At 71.5% G+C, this 22,984-nt stretch carries 24 protein-coding genes, 3 tRNA genes and 1 pseudogene; 8 read left to right on the top strand and 20 right to left on the bottom strand.

Annotation, left to right across the window (positions count from 1 at the left end):
• Window positions 1-33: 33 nt before the first annotated feature.
• The 7 genes from ABH925_RS16000 to ABH925_RS15970 all read right to left on the bottom strand — a co-directional run bounded on the left by ABH925_RS16000 (window position 34) and on the right by ABH925_RS15970 (window position 3,717).
• Complete coding sequence (locus ABH925_RS16000) at window positions 34-1,476, bottom strand: DHA2 family efflux MFS transporter permease subunit (RefSeq protein ID WP_370148417.1); 1,443 nt, start codon at window positions 1,474-1,476, stop codon at window positions 34-36.
• 161 nt (window positions 1,477-1,637) lie between these two features.
• A complete protein-coding gene (locus tag ABH925_RS15995) occupies window positions 1,638-2,195 on the bottom strand; it encodes a TetR/AcrR family transcriptional regulator (protein ID WP_370148415.1) in 558 nt (185 codons plus the stop codon).
• A 58-nt stretch (window positions 2,196-2,253) separates the two neighbouring features.
• A complete protein-coding gene (locus ABH925_RS15990; RefSeq protein WP_370148413.1) occupies window positions 2,254-2,682 on the bottom strand; it encodes a MaoC family dehydratase in 429 nt (142 codons plus the stop codon).
• 2 nt (window positions 2,683-2,684) lie between these two features.
• Window positions 2,685-3,140 (bottom strand): MaoC family dehydratase N-terminal domain-containing protein, encoded by a 456-nt coding sequence (locus ABH925_RS15985; protein ID WP_370148411.1) that lies wholly within the window; start codon window positions 3,138-3,140, stop codon window positions 2,685-2,687.
• 129 nt (window positions 3,141-3,269) lie between these two features.
• Window positions 3,270-3,434, bottom strand: coding sequence for a 50S ribosomal protein L33 (gene rpmG / locus ABH925_RS15980; protein ID WP_004571794.1), 165 nt, complete (start codon window positions 3,432-3,434; stop codon window positions 3,270-3,272).
• Window positions 3,435-3,524: 90 nt separating this feature from the next.
• Window positions 3,525-3,600: transfer RNA gene (locus ABH925_RS15975), tRNA-Met, on the bottom strand.
• A gap of 44 nt (window positions 3,601-3,644) precedes the next feature.
• A tRNA-Thr gene (locus tag ABH925_RS15970) sits at window positions 3,645-3,717 on the bottom strand.
• Between the two features lie 293 nt (window positions 3,718-4,010).
• Between ABH925_RS15970 and ABH925_RS15965 the strand changes: the two genes are divergently transcribed.
• Window positions 4,011-5,372, top strand: a complete 1,362-nt coding sequence (locus ABH925_RS15965; protein WP_370148409.1) for a hydrolase — start codon at window positions 4,011-4,013, stop codon at window positions 5,370-5,372.
• 62 nt (window positions 5,373-5,434) lie between these two features.
• On the opposite strand, the gene ABH925_RS15960 is transcribed toward ABH925_RS15965, so the two are convergent.
• The 3 genes from ABH925_RS15960 to ABH925_RS15950 all read right to left on the bottom strand — a co-directional run bounded on the left by ABH925_RS15960 (window position 5,435) and on the right by ABH925_RS15950 (window position 9,271).
• Window positions 5,435-5,971, bottom strand: a complete 537-nt coding sequence (locus tag ABH925_RS15960) for a GNAT family N-acetyltransferase (protein WP_370148407.1) — start codon at window positions 5,969-5,971, stop codon at window positions 5,435-5,437.
• A gap of 137 nt (window positions 5,972-6,108) precedes the next feature.
• Complete coding sequence (locus tag ABH925_RS15955) at window positions 6,109-6,516, bottom strand: 6-pyruvoyl tetrahydropterin synthase family protein (protein ID WP_370148405.1); 408 nt, start codon at window positions 6,514-6,516, stop codon at window positions 6,109-6,111.
• A 61-nt stretch (window positions 6,517-6,577) separates the two neighbouring features.
• Complete coding sequence (locus ABH925_RS15950) at window positions 6,578-9,271, bottom strand: AAA family ATPase (RefSeq protein WP_370148403.1); 2,694 nt, start codon at window positions 9,269-9,271, stop codon at window positions 6,578-6,580.
• A 515-nt stretch (window positions 9,272-9,786) separates the two neighbouring features.
• On the opposite strand from ABH925_RS15950, the gene ABH925_RS15945 reads away from it, so the two are divergent.
• Window positions 9,787-10,182 carry a nuclear transport factor 2 family protein gene (locus ABH925_RS15945; RefSeq protein ID WP_370148400.1) on the top strand — a complete coding sequence of 132 codons (396 nt, stop codon included), beginning with the start codon at window positions 9,787-9,789 and terminating at the stop codon, window positions 10,180-10,182.
• 313 nt (window positions 10,183-10,495) lie between these two features.
• The gene (locus tag ABH925_RS15940; protein ID WP_370148399.1) at window positions 10,496-11,086 is read left to right on the top strand and encodes a Uma2 family endonuclease; all 591 of its coding nucleotides are present in this window, start codon (window positions 10,496-10,498) and stop codon (window positions 11,084-11,086) included.
• A 173-nt stretch (window positions 11,087-11,259) separates the two neighbouring features.
• Here ABH925_RS15940 and ABH925_RS15935 read toward each other — a convergent pair.
• A tRNA-Tyr gene (locus tag ABH925_RS15935) sits at window positions 11,260-11,344 on the bottom strand.
• A gap of 227 nt (window positions 11,345-11,571) precedes the next feature.
• On the opposite strand from ABH925_RS15935, the gene ABH925_RS15930 reads away from it, so the two are divergent.
• Window positions 11,572-12,060 carry a YajQ family cyclic di-GMP-binding protein gene (locus ABH925_RS15930; protein ID WP_370148397.1) on the top strand — a complete coding sequence of 163 codons (489 nt, stop codon included), beginning with the start codon at window positions 11,572-11,574 and terminating at the stop codon, window positions 12,058-12,060.
• Window positions 12,061-12,169: 109 nt separating this feature from the next.
• On the opposite strand, the gene ABH925_RS15925 is transcribed toward ABH925_RS15930, so the two are convergent.
• The 4 genes and pseudogenes from ABH925_RS15925 to ABH925_RS15910 form a co-directional block, all read right to left on the bottom strand.
• On the bottom strand, window positions 12,170-12,679 hold the full coding sequence (locus ABH925_RS15925) for an N-acetyltransferase family protein (protein ID WP_370148395.1): 510 nt from the start codon (window positions 12,677-12,679) through the stop codon (window positions 12,170-12,172).
• A complete protein-coding gene (locus ABH925_RS15920) occupies window positions 12,676-13,095 on the bottom strand; it encodes an arsenate reductase ArsC (protein ID WP_370148393.1) in 420 nt (139 codons plus the stop codon). The genes ABH925_RS15925 and ABH925_RS15920 overlap by 4 nt, the downstream gene beginning before the upstream one ends.
• Window positions 13,096-13,469: 374 nt before the next feature.
• Window positions 13,470-14,147: pseudogene (locus ABH925_RS15915) on the bottom strand (aquaporin); the annotation flags it as partial.
• On the bottom strand, window positions 14,144-14,560 hold the full coding sequence (locus ABH925_RS15910; protein ID WP_370148392.1) for an ArsR/SmtB family transcription factor: 417 nt from the start codon (window positions 14,558-14,560) through the stop codon (window positions 14,144-14,146). The gene ABH925_RS15910 and the pseudogene ABH925_RS15915, both read right to left, overlap by 4 nt.
• Before the next feature lie 115 nt (window positions 14,561-14,675).
• Between ABH925_RS15910 and ABH925_RS15905 the strand changes: the two genes are divergently transcribed.
• The 3 genes from ABH925_RS15905 to ABH925_RS15895 all read left to right on the top strand — a co-directional run bounded on the left by ABH925_RS15905 (window position 14,676) and on the right by ABH925_RS15895 (window position 17,969).
• Entirely contained in the window at window positions 14,676-15,194 is a 519-nt protein-coding gene (locus ABH925_RS15905) for an ArsI/CadI family heavy metal resistance metalloenzyme (RefSeq protein ID WP_370148390.1), read from the top strand.
• Window positions 15,195-15,323: 129 nt separating this feature from the next.
• Window positions 15,324-17,345, top strand: a complete 2,022-nt coding sequence (locus ABH925_RS15900) for an FAD-dependent oxidoreductase (protein WP_370148388.1) — start codon at window positions 15,324-15,326, stop codon at window positions 17,343-17,345.
• 27 nt (window positions 17,346-17,372) lie between these two features.
• Entirely contained in the window at window positions 17,373-17,969 is a 597-nt protein-coding gene (locus tag ABH925_RS15895) for a PadR family transcriptional regulator (RefSeq protein ID WP_370148386.1), read from the top strand.
• Between the two features lie 140 nt (window positions 17,970-18,109).
• Here the strand turns inward: ABH925_RS15895 and ABH925_RS15890 are convergent, their stop codons facing one another.
• A complete protein-coding gene (locus ABH925_RS15890) occupies window positions 18,110-18,568 on the bottom strand; it encodes a hypothetical protein (protein WP_370148384.1) in 459 nt (152 codons plus the stop codon).
• Window positions 18,565-19,068, bottom strand: a complete 504-nt coding sequence (locus ABH925_RS15885) for an RNA polymerase sigma factor (protein ID WP_370148382.1) — start codon at window positions 19,066-19,068, stop codon at window positions 18,565-18,567. Before ABH925_RS15885 ends, ABH925_RS15890 begins: the two co-directional genes overlap by 4 nt.
• 198 nt (window positions 19,069-19,266) lie before the next feature.
• On the opposite strand from ABH925_RS15885, the gene ABH925_RS15880 reads away from it, so the two are divergent.
• On the top strand, window positions 19,267-19,752 hold the full coding sequence (locus tag ABH925_RS15880; RefSeq protein ID WP_370148380.1) for a DUF3995 domain-containing protein: 486 nt from the start codon (window positions 19,267-19,269) through the stop codon (window positions 19,750-19,752).
• On the opposite strand, the gene ABH925_RS15875 is transcribed toward ABH925_RS15880, so the two are convergent.
• From ABH925_RS15875 to ABH925_RS15865, 3 genes are all read right to left on the bottom strand, one after another.
• The gene (locus ABH925_RS15875) at window positions 19,697-20,098 is read right to left on the bottom strand and encodes a YccF domain-containing protein (protein ID WP_370148378.1); all 402 of its coding nucleotides are present in this window, start codon (window positions 20,096-20,098) and stop codon (window positions 19,697-19,699) included. The two genes, ABH925_RS15880 and ABH925_RS15875, sit on opposite strands and share 56 nt — an antisense overlap.
• 137 nt (window positions 20,099-20,235) lie before the next feature.
• A complete protein-coding gene (gene htpX, locus ABH925_RS15870) occupies window positions 20,236-21,102 on the bottom strand; it encodes a zinc metalloprotease HtpX (protein WP_370148376.1) in 867 nt (288 codons plus the stop codon).
• A 315-nt stretch (window positions 21,103-21,417) separates the two neighbouring features.
• Window positions 21,418-22,983, bottom strand: coding sequence for an NADH-quinone oxidoreductase subunit N (locus ABH925_RS15865; RefSeq protein ID WP_370148375.1), 1,566 nt, complete (start codon window positions 22,981-22,983; stop codon window positions 21,418-21,420).
• Between the last annotated feature and the right edge of the window lies 1 nt (window position 22,984).

Genomic DNA, 22,984 nt, shown 5'->3' with positions numbered 1-22,984 from the left:
GCGGCAGTCCGCCTGCCGAACGGGCGGCCGCGCTCAGGAGGCGACCGGGGTGAGAGCCGGAGCGGCCTCGACGGCGTCCTCGCGGGCGGCACCGCGGCCGCGCCGGGGGACGATCAGGGCGGCGACCGCGGCCGCCGCGATGGCCGCCGCACCGACCCAGAGCGCCGGGGTCAGACCGTCGGCGAACCGCTGCGGGCTGCTGAAGTCGCCGTTGGCGGTGAACACGGAGGTGAGGACGGCGACGCCGAGGGCCCCGCCGATCTCCCGGAGGGCGTTGTTGGCCCCGGAGGCGATGCCCTGCTCCTCGGGCCGGACCGAGCCCATCAGCACGGTGGTGACCGGGGCGAAGAAGAGTGCCATGCCGGCGCCGGAGAGGATCAATGCCGGCACCTGGGAGCCGTAGCTGACGTGTGCGGTGACGATCACGGCGAACCAGGTGAGCCCGGCGGCCTGCAGGGCGAGTCCGGTGGCGATGATGATCCGTCCGCCGATGCGGTCGGCGAGGATGCCCGCGACAGGGGCGACGACCATGGGCATCGCCGTCCAGGGCAGCATCCGGACGCCGGCCTCCATCGGGCTGTAGCCCTGGGCGGTCTGCAGGAACTGGCTGAGCAGGAAGATCGCCCCGAACATGCCGAGCGACATCAGGATCGAGGCGCTGTTCACGGCGGCGAAGGCGCGGTTGCGGAAGAGCCGCATCGGCAGCAGCGGGGCGTCGGTGCGCAGTTCCCAGAGGACGAAGGCGACCAGGAGTGCGGCGCCCACGGCGAGACCGGTGACCACGGCGGGGCTGGACCAGCCGTCGGAGTTGCCACGGACCAGGGCGTAGACGATGCCGAAGAGGCCGACGCTGGCGAGCACGGTACCGGGGATGTCGAGTCGGCCGTTGGGCCCGTGGCTCTCGGTCAGCCGCAGCCGGGCCAGCGGCAGCAGGGCCAGACCGATGGGCACGTTGAGGGCGAAGATCCACTGCCAGGAGAGGTGCTCCACGATGGTCCCGCCGATCAGCGGTCCCATCGCGATCGCCATGCCGTTGACCGCGCCCCAGGCGCCGAAGGCCAGCCCGCGCCTGGCCGGCGGGACGGCGGAGGTGAGCAGGGTGAGGCTGACCGGGGTCAGCAGTGCCGCACCCACGCCCTGGGCGGCGCGGGCCGCGATGAGCTCCCCGATCCCGGGGGCCAGGGCGGCGGCGAGGGAGGAGAGGGTGAAGAGGGTGAGTCCGATGGTGAACAGGCGACGTCGGCCGAACCGGTCACCGAGTCCGGCGCCGAGCATCAGCAGCACGGCGAAGGTGAGGGTGTAGGCGTTGACGGTCCATTCGAGGTCGGTGATGCCGCCACCGAGGTGGGCCCGGATGGAGGGGAGGGCGGTGGTGACCACGAGGTTGTCCAGCGCGGCCATGAAGCCGGCGGTGCTGGTGATCACGAAGGCCCAGACGGCTGGCCGGCCGGTGCCGGCGGTGCGGTCCTTGCGCATGACGGTCCCCTTTGCAGAGCCCCCGGCTTTCGGGGGAACCATATAAGTGATTGATCAATACCTTTTGCGGACGGACGTCACCGCCGACATCCGACCCCGAAGCAAGCAGCAGGAACAGGAACCGCAGCGGTTGCACCGCGAGCCGACGGGCGGGCCCGCGGTCAGGAGGCGTCGGCCTCAAGGCCGCGCCAGAGCCGGTGCTCCGGCGGAAAGCCCATGGCGACCAGTGCGTTGATCAGCATGCCCCTGGCGAAGAAGTCGAGGGCTTCCTGCTCGGTCATGCCGGCGGCGGCGGCCACGGTGTCCCACAGTTCGGTCCACAGTTCCCGCACCGCCTCCCCCACCTCGCTGTCACCGGCGGCTTCGGCGGCGGCGGTGGAGACGTACATCTGCATCTGCATCAGCAGGCGACTGCGGTCGGCGATCAGATCGAAGTAGGCCATGCCCATGGCATCACGGGCCGCCTCGCCCTCCAGGCCGTCGGCGGCGGTCAGGAAGGCCTCCATCACGTCCTCCATGCAGCGGCGGACCGCCGCCTCGAAGAGGGCGCGCTTGTTGGGGAAGAGCCGGAAGAGATAGGGCTGCGACACCCCGACCCGGGTCGCGATCGCCTGGGTCGAGGTGCCGTTGTAGCCGCGTTCGGCGAACTCGATCATGGAGGCGCGGATGACGCTTTCGCGTCGCTCCTCCGCCGACATCCGCATGCTCGTCTTCGCCATGGTTCAAAGTTAGTGGCTGATTACTAACTACGTCAAGAGGCAGAGCTCGGACCGTCCGTCAGGCGAGCTGAACCACGGCGCGGGACATGCCGAGGACCTTGTCGCCCGCACTGGTCGCGGTCAGGTCCACCCGCACCCGGCGGTCGTCGAGCTTGGCGGCGACCTTGGCGGAGACCTCGATCACCGCGCCGACACCGTCGTTGGGGACCACCACCGGCTTGGTGAAGCGCACCCCGTACTCGACCACGGCCCCCGGGTCGCCGACCCAGTCGGTGACCACGCGAATCGCCTCGGCCATGGTGAACATGCCGTGCCCGATCACGTCAGGCAGGCCGACCGAGGTCGCGAAGGCCTCGTTCCAGTGGATCGGATTGAAGTCCCCCGAGGCCCCGGCGTACTGGACCAGAGTGGCGCGGGTCACCGGGAACGAAGCGCTCGGCAGCGTCGCGCCGACCTCGATCTCGTCGTAGTTCACAGTCGCGGTCATGCTCACTCCCCCTCGGCGGCGGCGCGGGCCACCAGCATCATGTGGGTGGTGACCACATGCTCGCCGCCCTCGTCGTGGACCTCGCCGCGCACGGAGAGGATGTCGTTGCCGGCCAGCGACTTGATGGACTCGATGACGCAGGTCACCGTGAGCAGGTCGCCGGCCCGGACCGGGCGGGTGTAGACGAACCGCTGGTCACCGTGGACCACCCGGGAGAAGTCCAGGCCCAGCTCCGGGTCGTTGATCACCTGGGCGGCGGCCTTGTAGGCGAGCACGAAGGGGAAGGTGGGCGGAGCGATCACGTCCGGGTAGCCCAGCGCCTTCGCGGCCTCGATGTCGAGATACGCGGGATTGGCGTCACCGACCGCCTCGGCGAACTCCCGGATCTTCTCGCGCCCCACCTCGTACGGCGTGGTGGGCGGGTAGGTCCGCCCGATGAAGGAGGGATCCAACGGCATGGGCAGCTCCTCAGCAGAGAGTGCGGCGTCAGGGGGAGAGAACGCAACGAAGGCCGCCCCCACGGGTGGGGACGGCCTTCGCCGACGGCCTGGACGATAGCGCCGGCCCTGCGTGGTGAAACGCAGAGGTCAGCGGGTCTCGCGGTGCGCGGTGTGCGCGTTGCAGCGGGGGCAGTGCTTCTTCATCTCAAGACGATCCGGGTCGTTACGCCGGTTCTTCTTGGTGATGTAGTTCCGCTCCTTGCACTCCACGCAGGCCAGCGTGATCTTCGGGCGGACATCAGTGGCGGCCACAGGAGTGCCTTCCTCGGACAGACAACGTTATGAACACAGACAAGAGTAGCCGACCGGGAGGGTTACCCTACAATCGGCTACAACCAGGCGTGGTAGCGGTGACCGGACTTGAACCGGTGACACAGCGATTATGAGCCGCTTGCTCTACCAACTGAGCTACACCGCCACGACGATTGAGCGCCCCGCCGAAGCGGGGCACCCTCTCATCCGAGCCCCCATGCGGAATCGAACCGCAGACCTTCTCCTTACCATGGAGACGCTCTACCGACTGAGCTATAGGGGCTGGCCGAGGAAGACATTACACGGTCCCCGGCCGATCCGTGAAATCCGTTTCGGCGCCCCCGGATCCAGGTCCTGGCAGGTCCTTCGCGACGGCCTGATCCCCCGTCCGCTCGTCCCATCCCAGCTCAGACGTTCGCCTGCGCGCGCCGCGGGTGTGCGCGCCGCCGTGCGCGCCTCCCCGCCGGGCCTGCGACGACGGCCTAGGCTCCCGGTAGTCACCGGTGGTCCCGGCAGTCCCGGCAGTCCCGGCAGTCGCGGTGGGAACCGGCGAGCCGCGCAGGGAAGGAGCGCAGGATGCCGAGCGAACCGTCCCCGGACGAGCTGTCGCCGCCCTGCGGGCCGGCGCTGCTGCTCTCCGGCCCCCGCCTGGCCGACGGACGCACCGTGGACGTACGCATCAGCGGCGGCCGGATCGAGGCGGTCGGCGCGGCGGGCCGGCTCAGCGCCCCCGAACGGCTGGACCTCACCGGCTACCTGCTGCTCCCGGCTCCGGTCGAGGCGCATGCCCATCTGGACGAGGCGTTCACCGCGACCCCGCGTCAGCCCGGCCGGGCGCCGGGGGCGGGCGCGGACGCCGTCGGCCAGGGCGCCCTGGAGGACGAACCACTGGGCGAGCAGTTGCAGCGCCGCATCACCGAGGCCGCACTCAGCGGACTGGGCTACGGCGCAGTCGTGCAGCGCACCCAGGTACGGATCGGCGGCCGGGCCGGGCTGGCCGGGGTCACCGCGGCGCTGCAGGCGGGGCGGGCGCTGCACGGACTGATGGAACTTCAGGTGGTGGTGCTCCCGGGCCGGTTGACCGGGCGGCCCGGGGCGGCCGGGCTGGACCTGCTCAGGGAGGCGGTGGCGATGGGAGCGCATGCCGTCGGCGGCTTCCCGGACGGCGACCCGGACCCGGAGGGCCATCTGCGCACCGTGATCGCCGTCGCCGAGAAGGGCGGGATCCCGCTCGACCTGCACCTGGACGTCGGCGAGCCCGACCGGCTGGCCCGGCTGACCACGGCGCTGGCGCCACTGGGGCGCCCGGTGTCGCTCGGCCCCTGCCCCGCGCTGGGCCGGCTGGCCCCGCGCGCGGTGCGGGCCTGCGCCGAGGAGCTGGCCAAGGCCGGGGTGGCGGTGGTGGCCCTGCCGCAGAGCAGCCGCTGCGTAGGCCTGGACGGTGCACCCGGGGACGGGCTTCCCTGCGCGGTCGGGAACGGGACCGTCGGCAACGGGACGGTCGGGCCGTACACGGCGGCGGACGCGGCGGGACCGGCCGGCGGCCGGGCGCTGCCGGTCGGATTGCTGAGTGCCGCGGGCGTTCTGGTGGCGGCGGGCAGCGGGGCGCTGCGCGACACAGCGAACCCGGTGGGCCGGGTCGATCCGCTGGAGGCCGCGTTCCTGCTGGCGGCCTCGGGCGAGTTGGACGAGCACGCCGCCTACGGCACGGTCAGCGGTGTCGCCCGGACCGTGCTGGGGCTGCCGCCGGTCCTGATCGCGCCGGGGTTTCCGGCCGACCTGCTCGCGGTGCGCGGCGACAGTCTGCGCGGAGTGCTCTCCGGCGGTCACAGCCGCGTGGTGTTCTACGGCGGCCGGGTGGTGAGCCGCACCAGCGCGGTGCGGGAGTTCGCCGAGACCACGGCCGCGGCCGTGCCCCGCCAGGGCCGCTGCCCCTGAGCGGGGCGCCGAGCGGGCGCGGAGCGGCGGGCGTGCAGAGCAGGCGGCGCGGAGCGGGGCGGTCAGGCGGCAATTGGGCGGCGGTAGTGGACCAGGAGTTCGCCCCACTCGTCCACGCGGACCCGCCCGCTGCGGCGGAAGCCCATCACCTTGTAGAGCCGGTTCGCCCGGAGGTTGTCCGCGTGGGTCCACAACTGGGCCTGGCCGAAGCCCAGGGCGGTGGCCCGGACCAGGGTCTCCTCCACCAGCAGCCGTCCGACGTGCTGTCCCCACCGCTCCGGGGCGACGCTGAGCAGCGAGATGTGCAGCAGCCCGGGTACCGGCGGACCCGAGCCGTCGTCAGCAAGCCCCTGGACGCCCAGAATCGTCCCGATCACCCCGGCCTCACCCGTGGCGTCCGTCTGCTCCGGCACCGCCGTCTCGTCCCGGGCCAGCAGCAGTAGCACCCCAGGTGTGGCCATCCGTCGGTGCGCCGTGGCGATGTGGGCCTCCGGCAGCGCCCTGCCGTTGCGCCGGGCGACATGGGACCGCGTCCATATCTCCACCGCCGCGTCGACATCGCCGATGTCGGCCTCACGCACTTCCACCGCTTCGCCCATGCGCCCGCGCCCCTCCGTCGCCCTCCGACGCCCCCTCGCCGACTGACTCGCTTTCTACCACGACCATGTGACAACCGGTCCGATTCGGTCAACCGGGCGCTGGGCACCCGGGCCGGCGACCCCCGTCACCAGAGGGCTCAGCCGGTCGCGTTCGAGCCGCCGCAGCCGGGGCAGGGCCGGTCCGGCCGATACACCGCCCAGGTCTTCGGCGTCTCGGAGACGTGGACGGCGGCGAGTTCAGGGATGCGCTCGGCCCAGAGAGTGAAGATCCAGATCGCCAGGTTCTCGGCCGACGGCGACAGACCCCCCCCCATCGCCTCGTTGAGGTGCCGGTGATCGAGGGTCTCGTCCATCCACTTCTTGAACGCATCGAGGTCGCGGTAGTCGCGGACGAATCCCGCCTCGCTCAGGGCTGTGTCCGCGGCCGACAGTTCGAGCATGACGACGTAGTTGTGTCCGTGCATGCGCGCGCAGGGGTGCCAGGCAGGCAGCCTGTCCAGAACGTGGCTCGCCGAGAAGGCGAACTCCTTGGTGATGGTCAGCATGATGCCTGCGAACCCGGGCCCTTCTGCCGTCGTCCGTTCGATCGGTGTCGACGAAACGATGTCATGACCGGTCCGCGAGGATCATCCGGTTGAGCGGGACGTCCCGCAGATAGACCTCGCGCACCCGGGCGTCGTGAATCCGGTCGGCCTTGCGTGCCACTTCCGCCCTGGCCTGCTCCATCGTCTCCCGTGCCGCGCCGTCCTCGCCATCGGCCCGCAGCGCGCGAGCGGTGTGGAAGAGGACCTCCTCGGAGCGCAGGGCCGGCATGTCGCCGACCCGGTCGAGGATCCGCAGCGCCTCCTGGGCGAGGGCGCGGGCGGCCGTGGTGTCCCCCTGCCCGAGGTGGATGCGGCTGCGTAGGACCAGGGCCGCGATCTGGCTGCGGACCATGCCGGTCTGCTCGGTCTCCACGCAGGTGTCGACCGCGAGCCTGACCGCCTGTTCGAGCAGTTCCTCCCGTGGACGGGCGGCGGCGAGGGCGGCGTGGTTCAGCAGCGTCTCGGCGTAGAGGTTCCTGACGATGGGGACCAGGTTGGCCAGCCAGGTGTTCTCGGTTTCCAGCCAGGCCTGCTCGATCAGCTCCCGGCTCTGCTCGCGCCGGTCGTCGTCCGGGTCCGTGGACAGCAGCAGAGCCAGCAGGGCGGTGTTGTAGGCGTGCCAGCCGCTGTCACCGCCGCGGCGCTCCTCGAAGTCGCGCGCCTCGCGCAGGACCCGCTCCGCCGCCTCGGGCCGGCCCATGGCGGTGTGGACCTGGGCGAGGTAGTTGAGCGCTATCGGCAGCTCCGCGCACAGCACCTCGCCGCGCAGCCGCTCCACGCAGTTCTGCAGCCGGGTCAGTGCGTCGGTCAGGTGGCCGCTGTCGTACAGGCTGATCGCCAGCTGCATCTGGGCGAGGTTGCGGGCGTGCTGGAGCACCGGGTCTCCGCCGGCATCCAGACCCGGATCGGACGCGTACATGCGCTCCACCTCGCGCAACTGTGCCAGCCCGGCGGCGAGGTCGCGCTTGGACAGCTGCCGGCCGTACTCGACCCTGGCGACGAACAGGGCCACCGGATCGGAGGTGCGCCGGGCCTGCTCGACCGCCTCGCGCAGCTTGTCCAGGGACGGGACCAGCCCCTGGGTCGCCAGGAGGGTCTTGCCGCGCAGCAGAGTGGTGCGGGCGATCAGGGCCCGATCCCCGCAACGGGCCGCCGCCTGCTCCGCCTCGGCGGCCAGGGCGTCGATGTCCGGGCCGCCGGCGGGCTGGTGCTGTCCACGCCAGCGGACCTCGGTCAGCGAGAGCAGCAGTTCGATGGCGGTGATCAGGATCTCGTCCCGGCGCGTGTCATCGGCGGGCAGGTCCCGGGCGGCCGTGATCGCGGTCTCGCAGTGCTGCTCGGCCTCGACGAAGGACAACCCGTCCAGTGCGGCGGAGCGGGCCAGCCGGTAGTGGGCCTGCGCCGAGGCCGCCAGCGACCCCGGACCCGCGTGGTCCAGATGGTGGGCGATCTCCAGCCGCCGGCCCCAGGGCGCCTGATCCGGATCCCCGACGGAGAGGGCCTGGGCGATCCGGGCATGGCGGGAGCGCCGCTGCTCGCCGGTCTGCAGGTCGTAGACGACCTGCCACAGCGCGCGGTGCTCGAAGCGGTAGCAGTCCGCCGGTTCGTGCTCGGCCCAGGCGGGCGGGTCCTGCCGGACGATGAGGCGGTGGTCTGCGGCGATGCGCCGGAGCCGTTCCATGACCAGCTCGTGCGGGCGGCCGGCGAGCTCGGCGACGACCCGGGACAGGAACACCGACCCCTGGGCGGCGCCGTTCACGACCAGGTCGCGGTCCGGGTCGTCCAGGGCCCGCAGCCGGTTCTCCACGACCCGGTTCAGCGTGGGCGGCAGCACGATGCGGGCGCCGTTGCCGGCATTCCACTCATCCAGGCACAGGGACACGAACATGGGGTGGCCGGAGGTGAGTTCGGCCAGCTGCCCGGGCAGTTCCGCGGGCGCCGAGGGGTGCCGGCTGCGCACCAGCTCGGCGATGGCCTCGGTCGGCAGGCCGCCGAGGCTGCGCCGCTCCGCCAACCGCGACGCGATCCAGGTGTCCATCAGTTCCTCGACCGCCGCTGCGGGACTGGCCGGCCGGGCGTCCCGGGCATAGCTGAGCACCAGGCTGAGCGGCTGGCCCTGCAGGCCGCGCACCAGCCGGTCGATGATCATCAGGCTGCTCGGGTCGATGTTCTGGACGTCGTCGACCACGACGACGGTCGCCGGGCCGGACCGCGCCGCGTCCAGGATCGCCTCCGCGACCCGGACGGCGGTGCCCAGCTGGACCGGCATGACGCTGTCCAGGGGCGCGGTGGTGGTGTTCACGGCTGCGGCGGCGATCTCCCGGCCCGCCGTCCAGAACGCTCCCAGGCCGGGGACGATCGAGGAGAGCACGTCCGGCGCCGAGTTGATGGCGGTCTTGCCCGCCTGACCCAGTGCACGCCGCCACCACGGGGACCGCTGCGCCGGGGTGGCGAGCTGGTAGAGGATGTCCACGGCCGGGACGTAGCTGAGACTGCTGCCGATCTGGGCGTAGCACCGGGTGGCCACGACCCGGCAGGGAAGATCCGGCGCGGCGTCAGCAGCCGTGCGCCGTGCGAACTCCGCCAGCAGGGCGGTCTTGCCCATCCCCGGGCCGCCCTCGACGACCAGGCACCGCCCCTGACGCTGCGCCAGTTCGGCCACCAGCGACCGGAGCCGGTCCATGTCGTCGACCCGGTCCACGAAGTCGGTCAGCACACGTCCCCCATCGAAAGCACCGGCCAGGCAGTGAATGTGACGGCCCCTCGGGCAACCCTAGCCGCCGCGACCACACCGGCGCGCAGCACGCGGCCCGCGCGCCGGGGCCGACGCCCGAGCCACATTGACGCGGACACGCTACCAACATCCATCCCGCACGGACTCCCGCCGCGCCGCACGAGCAGGAAGAGGACGAAGCACCCTCCCCACCTCGCCTCGGCGCCCGCTCAACCACGCCTTCCGGAACCGAGCGACGACATGCGTGCTGCATCACAGACGGCTGATCACTCGCCTCCCAGAGCGGTGACCCCGGCATCGAGCCGCCGCGGGTCGCTGAAGACCGCGCCCAGCGGCACCACCGACCAGGGCCGGTTTGCCCCTGTCGCTCTCGGCATCCGAGGGCGGCGGGGCGAGAGCGCTTCACTGGGGGCGTGATCCGGTGGACGACCCGCCGCAGTAGTGGAAGTGTTGATTCCGGCCGATGCTCCAGGTCCTACGAAAGGTGGCGAAGGGCGATGGCTGAACATCCGCACGCAGCACAGATCCGAAGGGGATACGCGGCGTTCTCGGCGGGGGACATGGACACCCTCAGGGGGATGATGACATCCGACTGCACGCACCACGTGCCCGGGAGCCACCAGCTCTCCGGTGACATGAAGGGGATCGACGCGGTCCTCGGCTACTACGGGCAGCTCGCCGCCCAGACGAACGGCACCTTGCGGGTCGAGCTGCGCGACACGTTCGTCGACGGCCGAGGCCATGTGATCTCCGTCCACCGGACCACCGCCGAGCGAGGCGGCAAGAAGATCGACATGGCGGGCGGCATCGTCTTCCGCATCGTCGGAGACAAGATCACCGATCTCGACGAGTGCGTCGCCGACATGGCGGCGTCGGACGAGTTCTGGGCCTGACCGCCCCGACGGCACCCCGAGCCGGTGGACGCTGAGCACGTGCGCACACCCCGACCATGACAGCCGGCCCCGCCGCACCTGTGGGGCCCGTAAGGTCATCACTGCAGGTGGGAGTTCGCGTGCAAGGGCCTCGGTGGCGGCTGGGATGCTGCGCGAGTCCCCTTCGACCGCTGTGGTCCCGCGCACGGCAACCGTCTGCTACCGGTCACGCTGTTCCCTCTCCCACCACCTCGGTAGCATGGCATTGCGACGCCGCCCGCGTCCCCGGCCGGCCCCCATCAGGCCATTCCGAAGCCCGAGCGAGGAAGTGACGATGAGCGCCCAGCCCATCGAGCCCACGCCCTTCGAGGACCGCTGGGCAACCCTCGCACACCTCGACAACGACCCGGCCCTCGAGGGCTGGCGGGCCGAGCTCATCGACGGAGAGATCTCCCTGACGCCGCCGCCGCTGCCCGACCACGAGCGCATCATCACGGACGCTGTCGAGCAAATCGTGATCGAGAAGCACACACGCCACCTCGACCTCACCTTCTGGGCGGGCGGAAGCGGACTACGCCTCGGCCTCGGCCTCGGCGTCAAGCCCGACATCATCATCACCGGCCAGGACGCCTTCGCGGAACCGGTCGAATACAGCAACCCCGCAGGGGAACCGATCCACTTGGTGGTCGAGGTCACCTCCAGCTCGACCCGCGCCAAAGACTACGGCGAGAAGATGCGAGCCTACGCAACCGCGCAGATCCCGAACTACCTGATCATCGACCGACAGGAAGGCATCTGTCGCCTGTACTGCCTGGACGAGGCCGAGGCCGCCTACGGCCCTCCCGCCGCAATCGCTCCCTTCGGCAAGCCTCTCGAACTACCCACGCCCCTCAACTTCAGCCTCGATACAACCCGCTTCGCATGAACCAATGACCGTGAGGCTCGGAGATTCATCGCTGCAGGTCATGCGGCATGGCGAGACTCGTTGATGACGCCGCCGAGGACTCCGGGCGCGTAGTAGGAGCCTGCAACCAGCACTCAGGCATAAGAAAGCGCCCCCCGCCTGCGTTTCCGCAGGTGGGGGGCGTTCCCGTTCCCTGGTGGCGGGTATAGGGTTCGAACCTATGTAGGCAGAGCCGGCAGATTTACAGTCTGCTCCCTTTGGCCACTCGGGCAACCCGCCAGGGGTGGTGTCTCGCGGTCTCCCGCTCGACGTCGTAAACAATACCTGATCGAGAGGGGTGCTTCGCCACTCCATTCGCGCGCCGGACTCCGGCACGGCACGGAGCAGGGTGACGGCGGCGACAGCAGGGCGTCGGGGGCCTGCGATGGCTAGGCTGGACCGTCGGCCCGCGCAACGGGCGGCCGACGCCATCCGTGTCGTAGCACCGTCAAGGAGACTCACTGATCATGGCCGACTCCAGTTTCGACATCGTCTCGAAGGTCGAGCGGCAGGAGGTCGACAACGCGCTCAACCAGGCCTCCCGCGAACTGGCCACCCGTTTCGACTTCAAGAACGTCGGCGCCTCCATCGAGTGGTCCGGCGACAAGATCGAGATGAAGGCGAACTCCGAGGACCGGGTCAACGCGATCCTGGACGTCTTCCAGACCAAGCTGGTCAAGCGCGGCATCTCGCTGAAGTCCCTGGACGCGGGCGAGCCGCAGCTCTCCGGCAAGGAGTACAAGATCTTCGCCACGATCGAGGAGGGCATCTCCCAGGAGAACGCCAAGAAGGTCGCGAAGATCATCCGCGACGAGGGCCCCAAGGGCGTGAAGGCCCAGGTCCAGGGCGACGAGCTGCGGGTCACCTCCAAGAGCCGGGACGACCTGCAGGCCGTGCAGGCGCTGGTCAAGGGCAAGGACCTGGACTTCGCGGTGCAGTTCGTCAACTACCGCTGAGCCGCACGGCTGAGTCGTACCGCCGAGTCGGCCGGCCTGGACGAGGCGACCGTGCCGGTCACCGCCCGCGATGGGTGACGGTGACCGGCACGGTCGCGGTTCGGGCCGGTCAGGTGATGGTGGGGCTGCGGCGTTCCATGAGGACGACGTCGCGCCAGACGCCGTGGTGCCTGCCGATGCGCTCGCGGGTACCGATGACGCGGAAGCCGGCACGCCGGTGGAGGGCCAGGCTGGCGGTGTTCTCGGGGAAGATGCCGGACTGGATGGTCCAGATCCCGGCCTCCTCGGTCGAGGAGATCAGCGCCTCCAGCAGTGCGGCGCCGACGCCCAGGCCCCGGGCAGCCGGGTGGACGTAGACGGAGTGCTCGACCACGCCCGCGTACGCGCACCGGTCCGAGACCTGCGTCACCGCCGCCCAGCCCAGCACCCGGCCATCGGTGGCGAGGGCGACCAGCCGGTGGTCGGGCAGCTTCGCGGCATCGAAGGACGCCCAGTCGGGAGCGGCGGTCTCGAACGTCGCGTTGCCCTCGCTGATGCCGAGCTGATAGACCGCCAGGACCTGCTCGGCGTGCTCCGGCAGCATCGGGGCGACCCGGAGGTCGCCCGAGCCCGCCGTCATTCCCGTGCCTCGATGCCGAGTTCGGCCAGCAGACCGCAGATGCGCTGTTCGATCTCGTCCCGGATCGGCCGGACGGCCTCGACACCCTGGCCGGCGGGATCCGCCAAGGTCCAGTCCAGGTAGCGCTTGCCGGGGAACACCGGGCAGGCGTCGCCGCAGCCCATGGTGACGACCACGTCTGAGGTCCGCACGGCATCGACGGTCAGCAGTTTCGGGGCCTCGGCGGAGATGTCGACGGCGACCTCGCGCATCGCCTCGACCACAGCCGGGTTCACGGCGTCGGCGGGAGCGGAACCCGCCGAGCGGACCTGGACCCGGTCCCCGCCGAGGTGGGTGAGGAATGCGGCGGCCATCTGCGAACGGCCGGCGTTGTGGACGCAGACGAACAGCACGGAGGGGACGGTGGGGGTACTCACGGCAGGTGCTTCCTTGGTCGACGGGGGACGTACCGGGGCCCGGCCGGCAGGAGAGACCGGTTGGCGGGGCGCGGTCAGCGGGTGGGGGCGACACGGTGCGGCTCGCCCTCCGACGCGGCGACGTCCTCGCCGAGCGACGCCGTGCGGACGGACGCCGTGCGGACGGACGCCGTGCGGACGGACGCCGTGCGGACGGACGCCGTGCGGACGGACGCCGTGCCCTCGGAGGCGGGCAGATCGGAGGCGGGGTGGTCGGACGAGGGAAGTTCGGACGCGGGCAGGACGGAGGTAGGCGGGACCGACGCGGGCGGGACGGACCCGGGACGCTCGGACGCCAGGCGCGCGGCGGCCGGTCGGTCGAGTGGCCGGTGGTCGAACAGCATCGCGACCAGGGCCACGCCGACCGCCGCACCGACGAGCTGCGCGGCGACGAAGGGCAGCACCGAGCCGGGGGCGATGCCGGCGAAGGTGTCGGTGAAGGCCCGGCCGACGGTCACCGCCGGGTTGGCGAAGCTGGTCGAGGACGTGAACCAGTAGGCCGCACCGATGTAGCAGGCGACCGCCACCGGAGCGGCGTGCGAGCGGCCGGTGCGGGTCAGGCCGAGGATCAGCAGGACCAGGCCGGCTGTCGCCACGACCTCGCCCAGCCACAGGTGGGCGGACGAGCGGTCGTGCACCGAGAAGCGGACGAGCGGTTCGGCGAACATCGCGTTGGCCAGCACCGCCCCGCCGATCGCACCGGCGACCTGCGCGGGCAGGTACGCGGCGACCTCGCGCAGAGTCGGCCCGTCGGTCCCGCGCCTGCCGTTCCACCAGGCGGCGAGGGTGACGGCGGGGTTGAAGTGGGCGCCGGAGACCGGGCCGAGCAGTGCGATCAGCACGCCAAGACCGAAGACCGTGGCGAGCGCGTTGGCCAGCAGTCGCACCCCGACGTCCGGGGAGAGCGCGGCGGCCTGGATGCCGGAGCCGACCACGACCGCGACCAGCGCGCCCGTCCCGACGAACTCGGCGGCGACCCGGCGGCCGAGCGGCGCGGTCTCGGCCGCCGTCATGTCAGGCCTCCGGCTCTCGCCGGGACCGCCACGGCCTGAGCGTCGAGCGCCGCCCCGACCGGAGCCTCCAGGAGGGCGGAGAGCCGGGCCAGCGCAGCGGGCAGTACCCAGTAGTAGACCCAGGTCCCACGCCGCTCGGAGCCCACCAGACCGGCCTCGCGCAGCACTTTCAGATGGTGCGAGATGGTCGGCTGGGACACGTCGAACGGGCTGGTCAGATCGCAGACGCAGGCCTCGCCACCCTCATGCGAGGCGATCAGCGACAGCAGCCGCAGGCGCACCGGATCCGAGAGCGCCTTGAACATCCGCGCCAGATCGACGGCGGCGGCTTCGTCCAGGGGCTCGCGGACCATCGGCGAACAGCAGACCACCGCGTCGTCCTGGCCGAGGATCGACAGTTCCAGATTCGACATATGTCTATGTTGACATCCATCTATTCCAGGAGCAACCTCAGCTGTATCGACAGCTGTCGATGCAATACCTCGAACAAAGAAACGAAGACCAGAGACCCCGAACCAGGAGACCGCCATGTCCCGTGTCCAGCTCGCACTCCGCGTCGCCGACCTCGACGCCTCGATCGCGTTCTACTCCAGGCTCTTCGGCGCCGCCCCGGCCAAGCGCCGCCCCGGATACGCCAACTTCGCCATCGCCGAGCCCCCGCTCAAGCTGGTCCTTATCGAGGGCGGGCCGGGCGAGGACACCCGCCTGGACCATCTCGGCGTCGAGGTGGCCGACACCGCCGAGGTCGCCATCGCCACCGAGCGGCTCAGGAACGCCGGTCTGGCGACCTTCGAGGAGAACGACGCCTCATGCTGCTACGCCCTGCAGGACAAGGTGTGGGTGCACGGCCCCGGCGGGGAGCCGTGGGAGGTCTACGTCGTGAAGGCCGACGCCGACGCTCTCGGACGAAGTGCCACCGTCGCCGGCGTCACGGGCGACGCCTGCTGCGGTGGCGCCGGTGGCACAGACGGCGCCGAGGGCACAGAGGGCGCGGGGGGCGCGGAGGGCGCGGAGGCGGCCACGCGCGGATGCGTCTGCGGCGGCTGAGACACCTCCCGGGCGGGCCGGGACGACGCGCTCGGGGCCGGCCGGGCGGCATCGCGTTTTGCACCTAGTTGCATAATCGCCCGGCGCGGTCTACAAAGGGCGGGTCAGGACCCGACGAGGAGGCCACGGATGACCGCGTACCCCCACCTGCTGAGCCCGCTGGACCTGGGCTTCACCACCCTGCCCAACCGCGTGATCATGGGCTCGATGCACGTCGGGCTGGAGGAGGCCCCCGACGGGTTCGCGCGCATGGCTGCGTTCTACGCCGATCGCGCCCGGGGCGGCGTCGGACTGATCGTCACCGGCGGTATCGCTCCCAACGAGGTCGGCCGGCCCTACGAGGGCGGCGCCAAGCTCACCACCGACGCCGAGGCCGAGCAGCACCGCACGATCACCGACGCGGTGCACGCGGCCGGTGGCCGGATCGCGATGCAGATCCTGCACTTCGGCCGGTACGCCTATCACCAGGACCTGGTCGCCCCCAGCCCGCTCCAGGCTCCGATCAGCCCCTTCGTCCCCCATGAGCTCACCGACGAGCAGGTCGAGCAGACCGTCGAGGACTTCGTCCGCTGCGCCGCGCTGGCCCGGCAGGCCGGGTACGACGGCGTGGAGATCATGGGCTCCGAGGGCTACCTGATCAACGAGTTCATCGCCGCCCCCACCAACCGCCGCACCGACCGCTGGGGCGGCTCGTACCAGAACCGGATGCGCTTCCCGGTCGAGATCGTCCGCCGGGTCCGGGAGCGGGTCGGCAAGGACTTCGTGCTGATCTACCGGCTCTCCATGCTCGACCTGATCCCCGGCGGCTCGACCTTCGACGAGGTGGTGGAACTCGCGCGGGCGATCGAGGCGGCCGGTGCCACCATCATCAACACCGGCATCGGCTGGCACGAGGCCCGGATCCCCACCATCGCCACCAGCGTCCCGCGCGGCGCCTACACCTGGGTCACCCGGAAGCTGATGGGCGCGGTGTCCGTGCCGCTGGTCACCAGCAACCGGATCAACACCCCGGAGCTGGCCGAGCAGCTGCTCGCCGACGGCCACGCGGACCTGGTCTCGATGGCCCGGCCGCTGCTCGCCGACCCCGAGTTCGTCGCCAAGGCCGCCGCCGGCACCCCCGAGGCCGTCAACACCTGCATCGGCTGCAACCAGGCCTGCCTGGACCACACCTTCAGCCTCAAGATCACCTCCTGCCTGGTCAACCCGAGGGCCTGCCACGAGACCGAGCTGGTGCTCTCGCCCACGCGCCGCGCCAAGCGGATCGGGGTGGTCGGCGCCGGACCGGCCGGACTCGCCTTCGCCGTCTCCGCCGCCGAACGCGGCCACGCGGTCACCCTCTACGACGCCGCCGACACCATCGGCGGCCAGCTGAACATCGCCCGTCAGGTGCCCGGCAAGGAGGAGTTCGACGAGACCATCCGCTACTACCGGCACCAGCTCGACGCCCGCGGCGTCGAGCTGCGCCTCGGCGCGGCCGTCGACGCCGACGACCTCGCCGCCGCGGGACACGACGAGATCGTGGTGGCCACCGGGGTCACCCCGCGCAGGCCCGACATCCCCGGCGTCGACCACCCCAGCGTGCTCAGCTACCTCGACGTGCTGCGCGACGGGGCCCACGTCGGTGAGCGGGTCGCCGTCCTCGGCGCCGGCGGCATCGGCTTCGACGTGGCCGAGTACCTCACCGACCCGGCACCGCGGTCCGGACGCGACGCGGCCGCGTTCTTCGAGCAGTGGGGCGTGGACACCGACCACCGCACCGCGGGCGGCTTGACCGAGCCGGTCCGCAGCGCCCCGCCGCGCACTGTCCACCTGCTGCAGCGCAAGACCAGCAAGGTCGGCGCGGGCCTGGGCAAGACCACCGGCTGGATCCACCGCACCGAGCTCAAGCACCGCGGCGTCAGCATGGTGGCCGGGGTCGGCTACGACCGCATCGACGACGAGGGTCTGCACCTGGTCGTCGACGGCGAGAAGCAGCTGCTGCCGGTCGACACCGTGGTGCTGTGCACCGGGCAGGAGCCGCGCCGCGACCTCTACGACGCCCTGTGCGCCCGCGGCCTGACCCCGCACCTGATCGGCGGCGCCGACGTCGCCGCCGAACTCGACGCCAAGCGCGCCATCGACCAGGGAACCCGCCTGGCGGCGGAGATCTAGCACGTTCACACTCTCTAGGATCGGCCCATGTCGCTGCCGCACGCCATCCTCACCGCCCTGCTGGAGAAGCCCTCCTCGGGGCTGGAGCTGACGCGGCGGTTCGACAAGTCGATCGGCTTCTTCTGGCCCGCGACACACCAGCAGATCTACCGGGAGCTGGGGCGGCTGGAGCAGAGCGGGCTGATTCACCCGCTGCCCCAGCCACCCAGCCGGGGGCAGCGCAAGGAGTACGAGGTGCTGCCGGCCGGCCGCGCGGCGCTGGTCGGCTGGGTGGCGGAACGCCAGGAGCCCAAGGCGATCCGCGAGCCGCTGCTGCTGCGGCTGCGCGCGGCGGCGGTGGTCGGGCCTGCCGGTCTCGACGCCGAGCTGCGCCGTCACCTGGCGCTGCACGAGCGGCAGTTGGCGGACTACCTGGCGATCGAACAGCGCGACTTCCCGCCGGAGGCGGCGGAGACCGAGAACCGGCTGCAGCATGCGGTGCTGCGCGCCGGGATCGGCATGGAGGCGTTCTGGATCGAGTGGCTGAACCAGGCCCTCGCCGACCTCCGGGACCAGGACCAGGACGCCGATCCGCAGCCCGGCTCCCCGTCGGACCCGCCGTCGAACGGGGAGCCGGACCGGTAGCCGGACCGGCAGCCGGGCCTTCGCCCGGATCGACGGTCCGGCTGCGACGGGCGACCGCCGGGCGACCGAGCCTCCGCCGCCCGGCACGGCACGGCGGTCCGTCGGTCACGGCCGGAGGCGGGCGACCGCCGGGCGGTGGGTCACGGCTGGGCGGCGCGGCGGGCGAGGCGGGCCAGGGCGTGGGCGTTGGCCCGGCGGACGCCGATCGGGAACAGCGCGGCCCGCCCGGGGAGCCGGAAGCCGCCGGTCGCGGCGACCAGCGTGCCGTTCGGGACCGGCACCGCGGCGATGCCGATCATCAGGAACCGGCTCTGCATCCAGCACCAGCCGGGCTCCAGCTGGACGTCGAACCGCGCCCGGAAGCCCAGGCGTCCCCGGGCATGGGCTTCGAGCCTGCCGTCGACCTCGCGCAGGGTGATGTCCCGCATGTCGACCTCGAAGGTGCCCAGTTCGTGCTCCAGGTCGCTGACGATCCCCCAGAGCCGGTCGAACGGCAGCGGGATGACCCGCTCGGCGAGCGCCGCACCGGAGATCCCGGCGGCGAGCACCCGCAGTCGACGCACCGGGTCGAGACCGGGCACCGGCCAATTCGGCGTCATACGCCCCACGCCTTTCGGAAGTTGTCGCGGGCCCGGTGCAGCCGGGACTTGACGGTGCCCACGGGGAGCGCGAGGAGCTCGGCGGCCTGGGCCTCGTCCAGGCCCTCGACATCGCGCAGCACGATCACCGCCCGGTGCTCCGGGGTCAGCCGGGCCAGCACGTCGGACACGTCCGTTGCCTGCTCGATGTCTCCGCGGGAGGGGATGTGGTCGAGCCGGTCGACCGGGATGCTGCGTGCCGAACGCCTGGCCAGCCGTACCGACTCGCGGACGGCGATGGCCCGGACCCAGCCGTGGCAGGCCGCCGGGTCCTTGAGCGAACGCAGGTTACGGAAGACCGCGATCAGGGTCTCCTGGGTCGCGTCCGGCCCGTCGGCGAGGGCGATCGGGCCGCAGACCCGCGCCGCGTAGGGGGTGAGCCGGGCGAGCAGCTCGCTCATCGCCATGGTGTCGCCGCCCTGGGCGCTGCGCACCAGAACGGCGAGGTCGTCATCGGGCATGACCGCCTCCCGGTTCGGTGGTGTGAGCGGTGCCGGGGCACGCCGGTGTCGGTTCCACACCTACAGGAGGAGCGCGGATCCGCAGAGGTTCCCTCGGATTTCCACGGATTCTCCGGGGAACGTCCGGGCGGTCGGCCGCCTCTTCCCGGCAGAGCCACCCGACAGTCGGGTACTCGACAGCCACTGACGGAGGAACCGATGAGGAATCGCACCAAGGCACTGACCGTCGCCACGGTACTGACCGTGGACGCGGCGATCCACCTCTACTGGACGACCGGGGCGATCTGGCCCGCCACCTCGCTGGACGCGCTGTCCCACGCGGTGCTGAACGCGGAGGTGAACTGGACACCGCCGGTGCTGCTGCCGATCGTCGGAATGCTGTTGACCGGATCGGCGCTGCTGCTGGCCCGGGCGCAGGGCCGGGGCGGACGCGCCGCCGCCCTGGGCAGCCTGGCCGTGGGAATCGGACTGAGCCTGCGCGGGGCGGCCGGGCTGGTGTGGATCACCGGTCTGGGGAGCGATCCGCAGACCCCCTTCTACTGGCTGAACCTCTTCGCCTACACGCCGGTCTGCCTGGCCCTGGCGCCGATGGCGCTGTCGGTGGCGCTGGGACCGCGGGCCGCCTCGTTCAGCGGGCGCCGAAGGGTTGGTCTGTGGGGACGATCTCACGGCCGAGCGGCATGAGGGAGACGGGGATCATCTTGAGGTTCGCCCAGGCGAACGGGATCCCGATGATGGTCACCGCGAGGGCGATGCTGGTGAGCAGGTGTCCCAGGGCCAGCCACCAGCCGGCGACGACCAGCCAGATGACGTTCCCCACGCAGGACGCGGCCCCAGCGTCGTCGCGTTCCCTGGTGGTACGTCCGAACGGCCACAGCACGTAGGCAGCAATGCGCAAGGCTGCAATGCCAAACGGGATGGTGATAATCAAAACGCAACAGATGATCCCAGCGATGGCGTAGCCGATCGCCATCCAGAAGCCGCAGAGGATCAGCCACAGCACGTTCAGGACCAGGTTCAGCGGTTTCACGGCCGTCGCCTCCCAGGTGTGACGCTACGTGATCCCCATTGAAGCAGCCGGGACGCGATCGGGCATCGCCCGCAGGTCGTCGGCCGACCCGGAGAGAACCCTGGAGACAACCCTGAGGTGCGACCCGAAGAGCACCGTCACCGTCCGTCGCGGTGGCCCGCCATCTGCTCCAGTCGGGCGATGCGCTCGGCCATCGGCGGGTGGGTGGAGAACATCCTGGCGCCCGCCTCGCCCGGCCGGAACGGGCTGACGATCATGAGATGGCTGGCCGTCTGCAACTGCGGTTCCGGCGGGAGCGGAAGCCGCTGCGCGCCGGCCTCCAGCTTGCGCAGCGCGTCGGCGAGCGCCTGCGGGTCCCCGGTGAGGTGGGCTCCGGACGCGTCCGCCTGGAACTCCCTGGACCGGCTGACGGCGAGCTGGATCATGCTCGCGGCGATCGGGCCGAGCAGCATCAGCAGCAGTATCCCGGTCAGCCCGGGACCGTCCTCGTCGTCCCGGCCGAAGGGGATCAGCCAGGCGAAGTTGACCAGGAACATCACCACCGAGGCCAGTGCTCCGGCGACCGAGGAGATCAGAATGTCCCGGTTGTAGACGTGCGACAGTTCGTGGCCGAGGACGCCGCGCAGCTCGCGCTCGTCCAGGATGCCGAGGATGCCCTGGGTGCAGCAGACCGCCGCGTTGCGGGGGTTGCGGCCGGTGGCGAAGGCGTTCGGGGCCTCAGTCGGGGAGATGTACAGGCGCGGCATGGGCTGGCGGGCGGAGGTGGAGAGCTCGCGGACGATGCGGTAGAGGCAGGGGGCTTCGAACTCGCTCACCGGGCGGGCCCGCATCGCCCGCAGGGCCAGCTTGTCGCTGTTCCAGTACGCGAAGCCGTTGGTCCCCAGCGCCACCAGCAGACCGATCAGCAACCCCGTGCGACCCCAGAAGCTGCCGATCAGAACGATCAGCGCGGAGAGTCCGCCGAGAAGTACGGCGGTCTTGAGACCGTTGTGCTGGCGGTGCACGGGAGCCCTCCAAGACGTGCGATGAGGGGCGTCTTCTCTTACAGCCCAGTGAGTCCACTCTGTCCACTCGTCGGGTTCAACGGCTGGGGCGGACGCCCTGGTTCCCTTGTGCCCTGCTGGGCGGGGGTACGCAAGCGGGCGGCCGCACCACGTCACAGCCGGTCGGCCTCCGGCCAGAACGGACCTGACGGCCCGGACGGACCGGACCCGGGCCTTGGGCCGGGTGGCCGTGACGCGGCCGGGGCCGGGGCGGGACCGTGGCCATGGCGGGGCCGTGCCGCGGCCGGGGCGGTCGCCGGGACGGGGTCGGGGCGGTCAGCCGAACAGGGACCCGGAGGCGACCTGGAGCACGAGCTGGGGCGCGACCGAGAGGACCACGCCGATCACCGCGGCCAGACCCAGGCAGAGCGCGAGCGGCAGCGGGATCCGTCGGGGGCGGGCGGTGCCTCCACCCCCTGCGGTGGGCACGGCGTCGGGCTCGGTGGCGGACTGGAACAGCGTGGCCGTCCAGGACAGGTAGTAGTAGAGCGCCACCACGACGTTCACCGCCATCAGCACCGCGAGCCAGCCCAGGCCGGCGTCGACGGCGGCCCGGAACACCACGATCTTGCCGAACAGGCCGATCACGCCCGGCGGCAGTCCGGCCAGGCAGAGCAGGAAGAAGGCCATCGCCAGCGCGGCGGCCGGGCGGGTGGCGAACAGGCCCCGGTAGGCGTCGATCCGACGGGCGACCAGGGCGACCACGGCGAACGCGCCGATGTTGACGAGCCCGTAGATCAGGCCGTAGGCCACGGTCGCGCCGAGCGGGTCACGGACCGTCGCGGCGGTCTCGTAGCCGGCGGCGGCGATCGGCACCAGCAGGTAGCCGGCCTGGGCGATGGACGACCAGGCCAGCAGCCGCACCGCGCTGTCGGGCGCGGCGGGGCGCTGACGCAGGGCGCCGGTGTTGCCGATGGTCATGGTCAGCGCGGCCAGCACGGCGAGGGCCAGACCCCAGGTTCGCCCATAGGAGTGAAAACCGACCACTGCGACCAGCGCGAGGCCGGAAAGTCCGGCAGCCTTGCTCACGACGGACAGGTACGCGGCGACGGCGACGGGCGCACCGGTGTAGGTGTCCGGGACCCAGAAGTGGAAGGGCACGACGGCGGTCTTGAAGGCGAAGCCGACCAGCGTGAGCACCGCGCCGACCATGGCGAGGGTGCTGAGCTGCGCCGGGACCCGGGGCAGCGCCGCAGCGATCTGGCTGAGGTAGAGGCTGCCGGTGGCCGCGTAGGCGAAACTGACGCCGAGCAGCATCACCGCGGTCGCGGTGACGGAGGACAGGAAGAACTTCAGCGCGGCCTCGCCGCCCCGGCCGTCACGACGCAGGCCGACCAGTGCGAACGCCGGGAGCGAGACGACTTCGAGGGCCACCACCAGGGTGGCCAGATCCCGGGCGGCGGGCAGCAGCGCGGCGCCGGCGGCGGAGCTGAGCAGCAGGAACCAGAACTCGCCGACGGGGAGCCGGCTCTCCTCGACGCTGTGCAGCGAGAGCAGGGCGACCAGCAGCGCCCCGCCGAGCACCAGCAGTTGGAAGACCAGCGCGAAGTGGTCGGCGACATAGGAGCAGGGGACGTTGTCAGTGGCGCCCGCTACCGTCGTGAGCGATCTGAGGCAGAAGGTGGCGTGGGTACCGTCCCGCAGCGGGACGAGCGAGAGCAGGGCCGCGGCCAGGCCCGCGACGGAGATCCAGCCGAGCAGCGGCTTGCGCCGGGCCGGCATGAAGAGGTCGGCGACCAGGACGCCGAGGGCGACCGCGGCGGTGATCAGCGGAGGGGCGACGGCCTGCCAGTCGATGGACTGGATCAGCGAGCCTGACTGGGCGACAGCGAGGGTGACCATG

It is taken from the genome of Streptacidiphilus sp. EB129, assembly GCF_041262645.1.
Classification (GTDB): domain Bacteria; phylum Actinomycetota; class Actinomycetes; order Streptomycetales; family Streptomycetaceae; genus Streptacidiphilus.
This window is presented reverse-complemented; position numbering and strand designations above follow the sequence as displayed.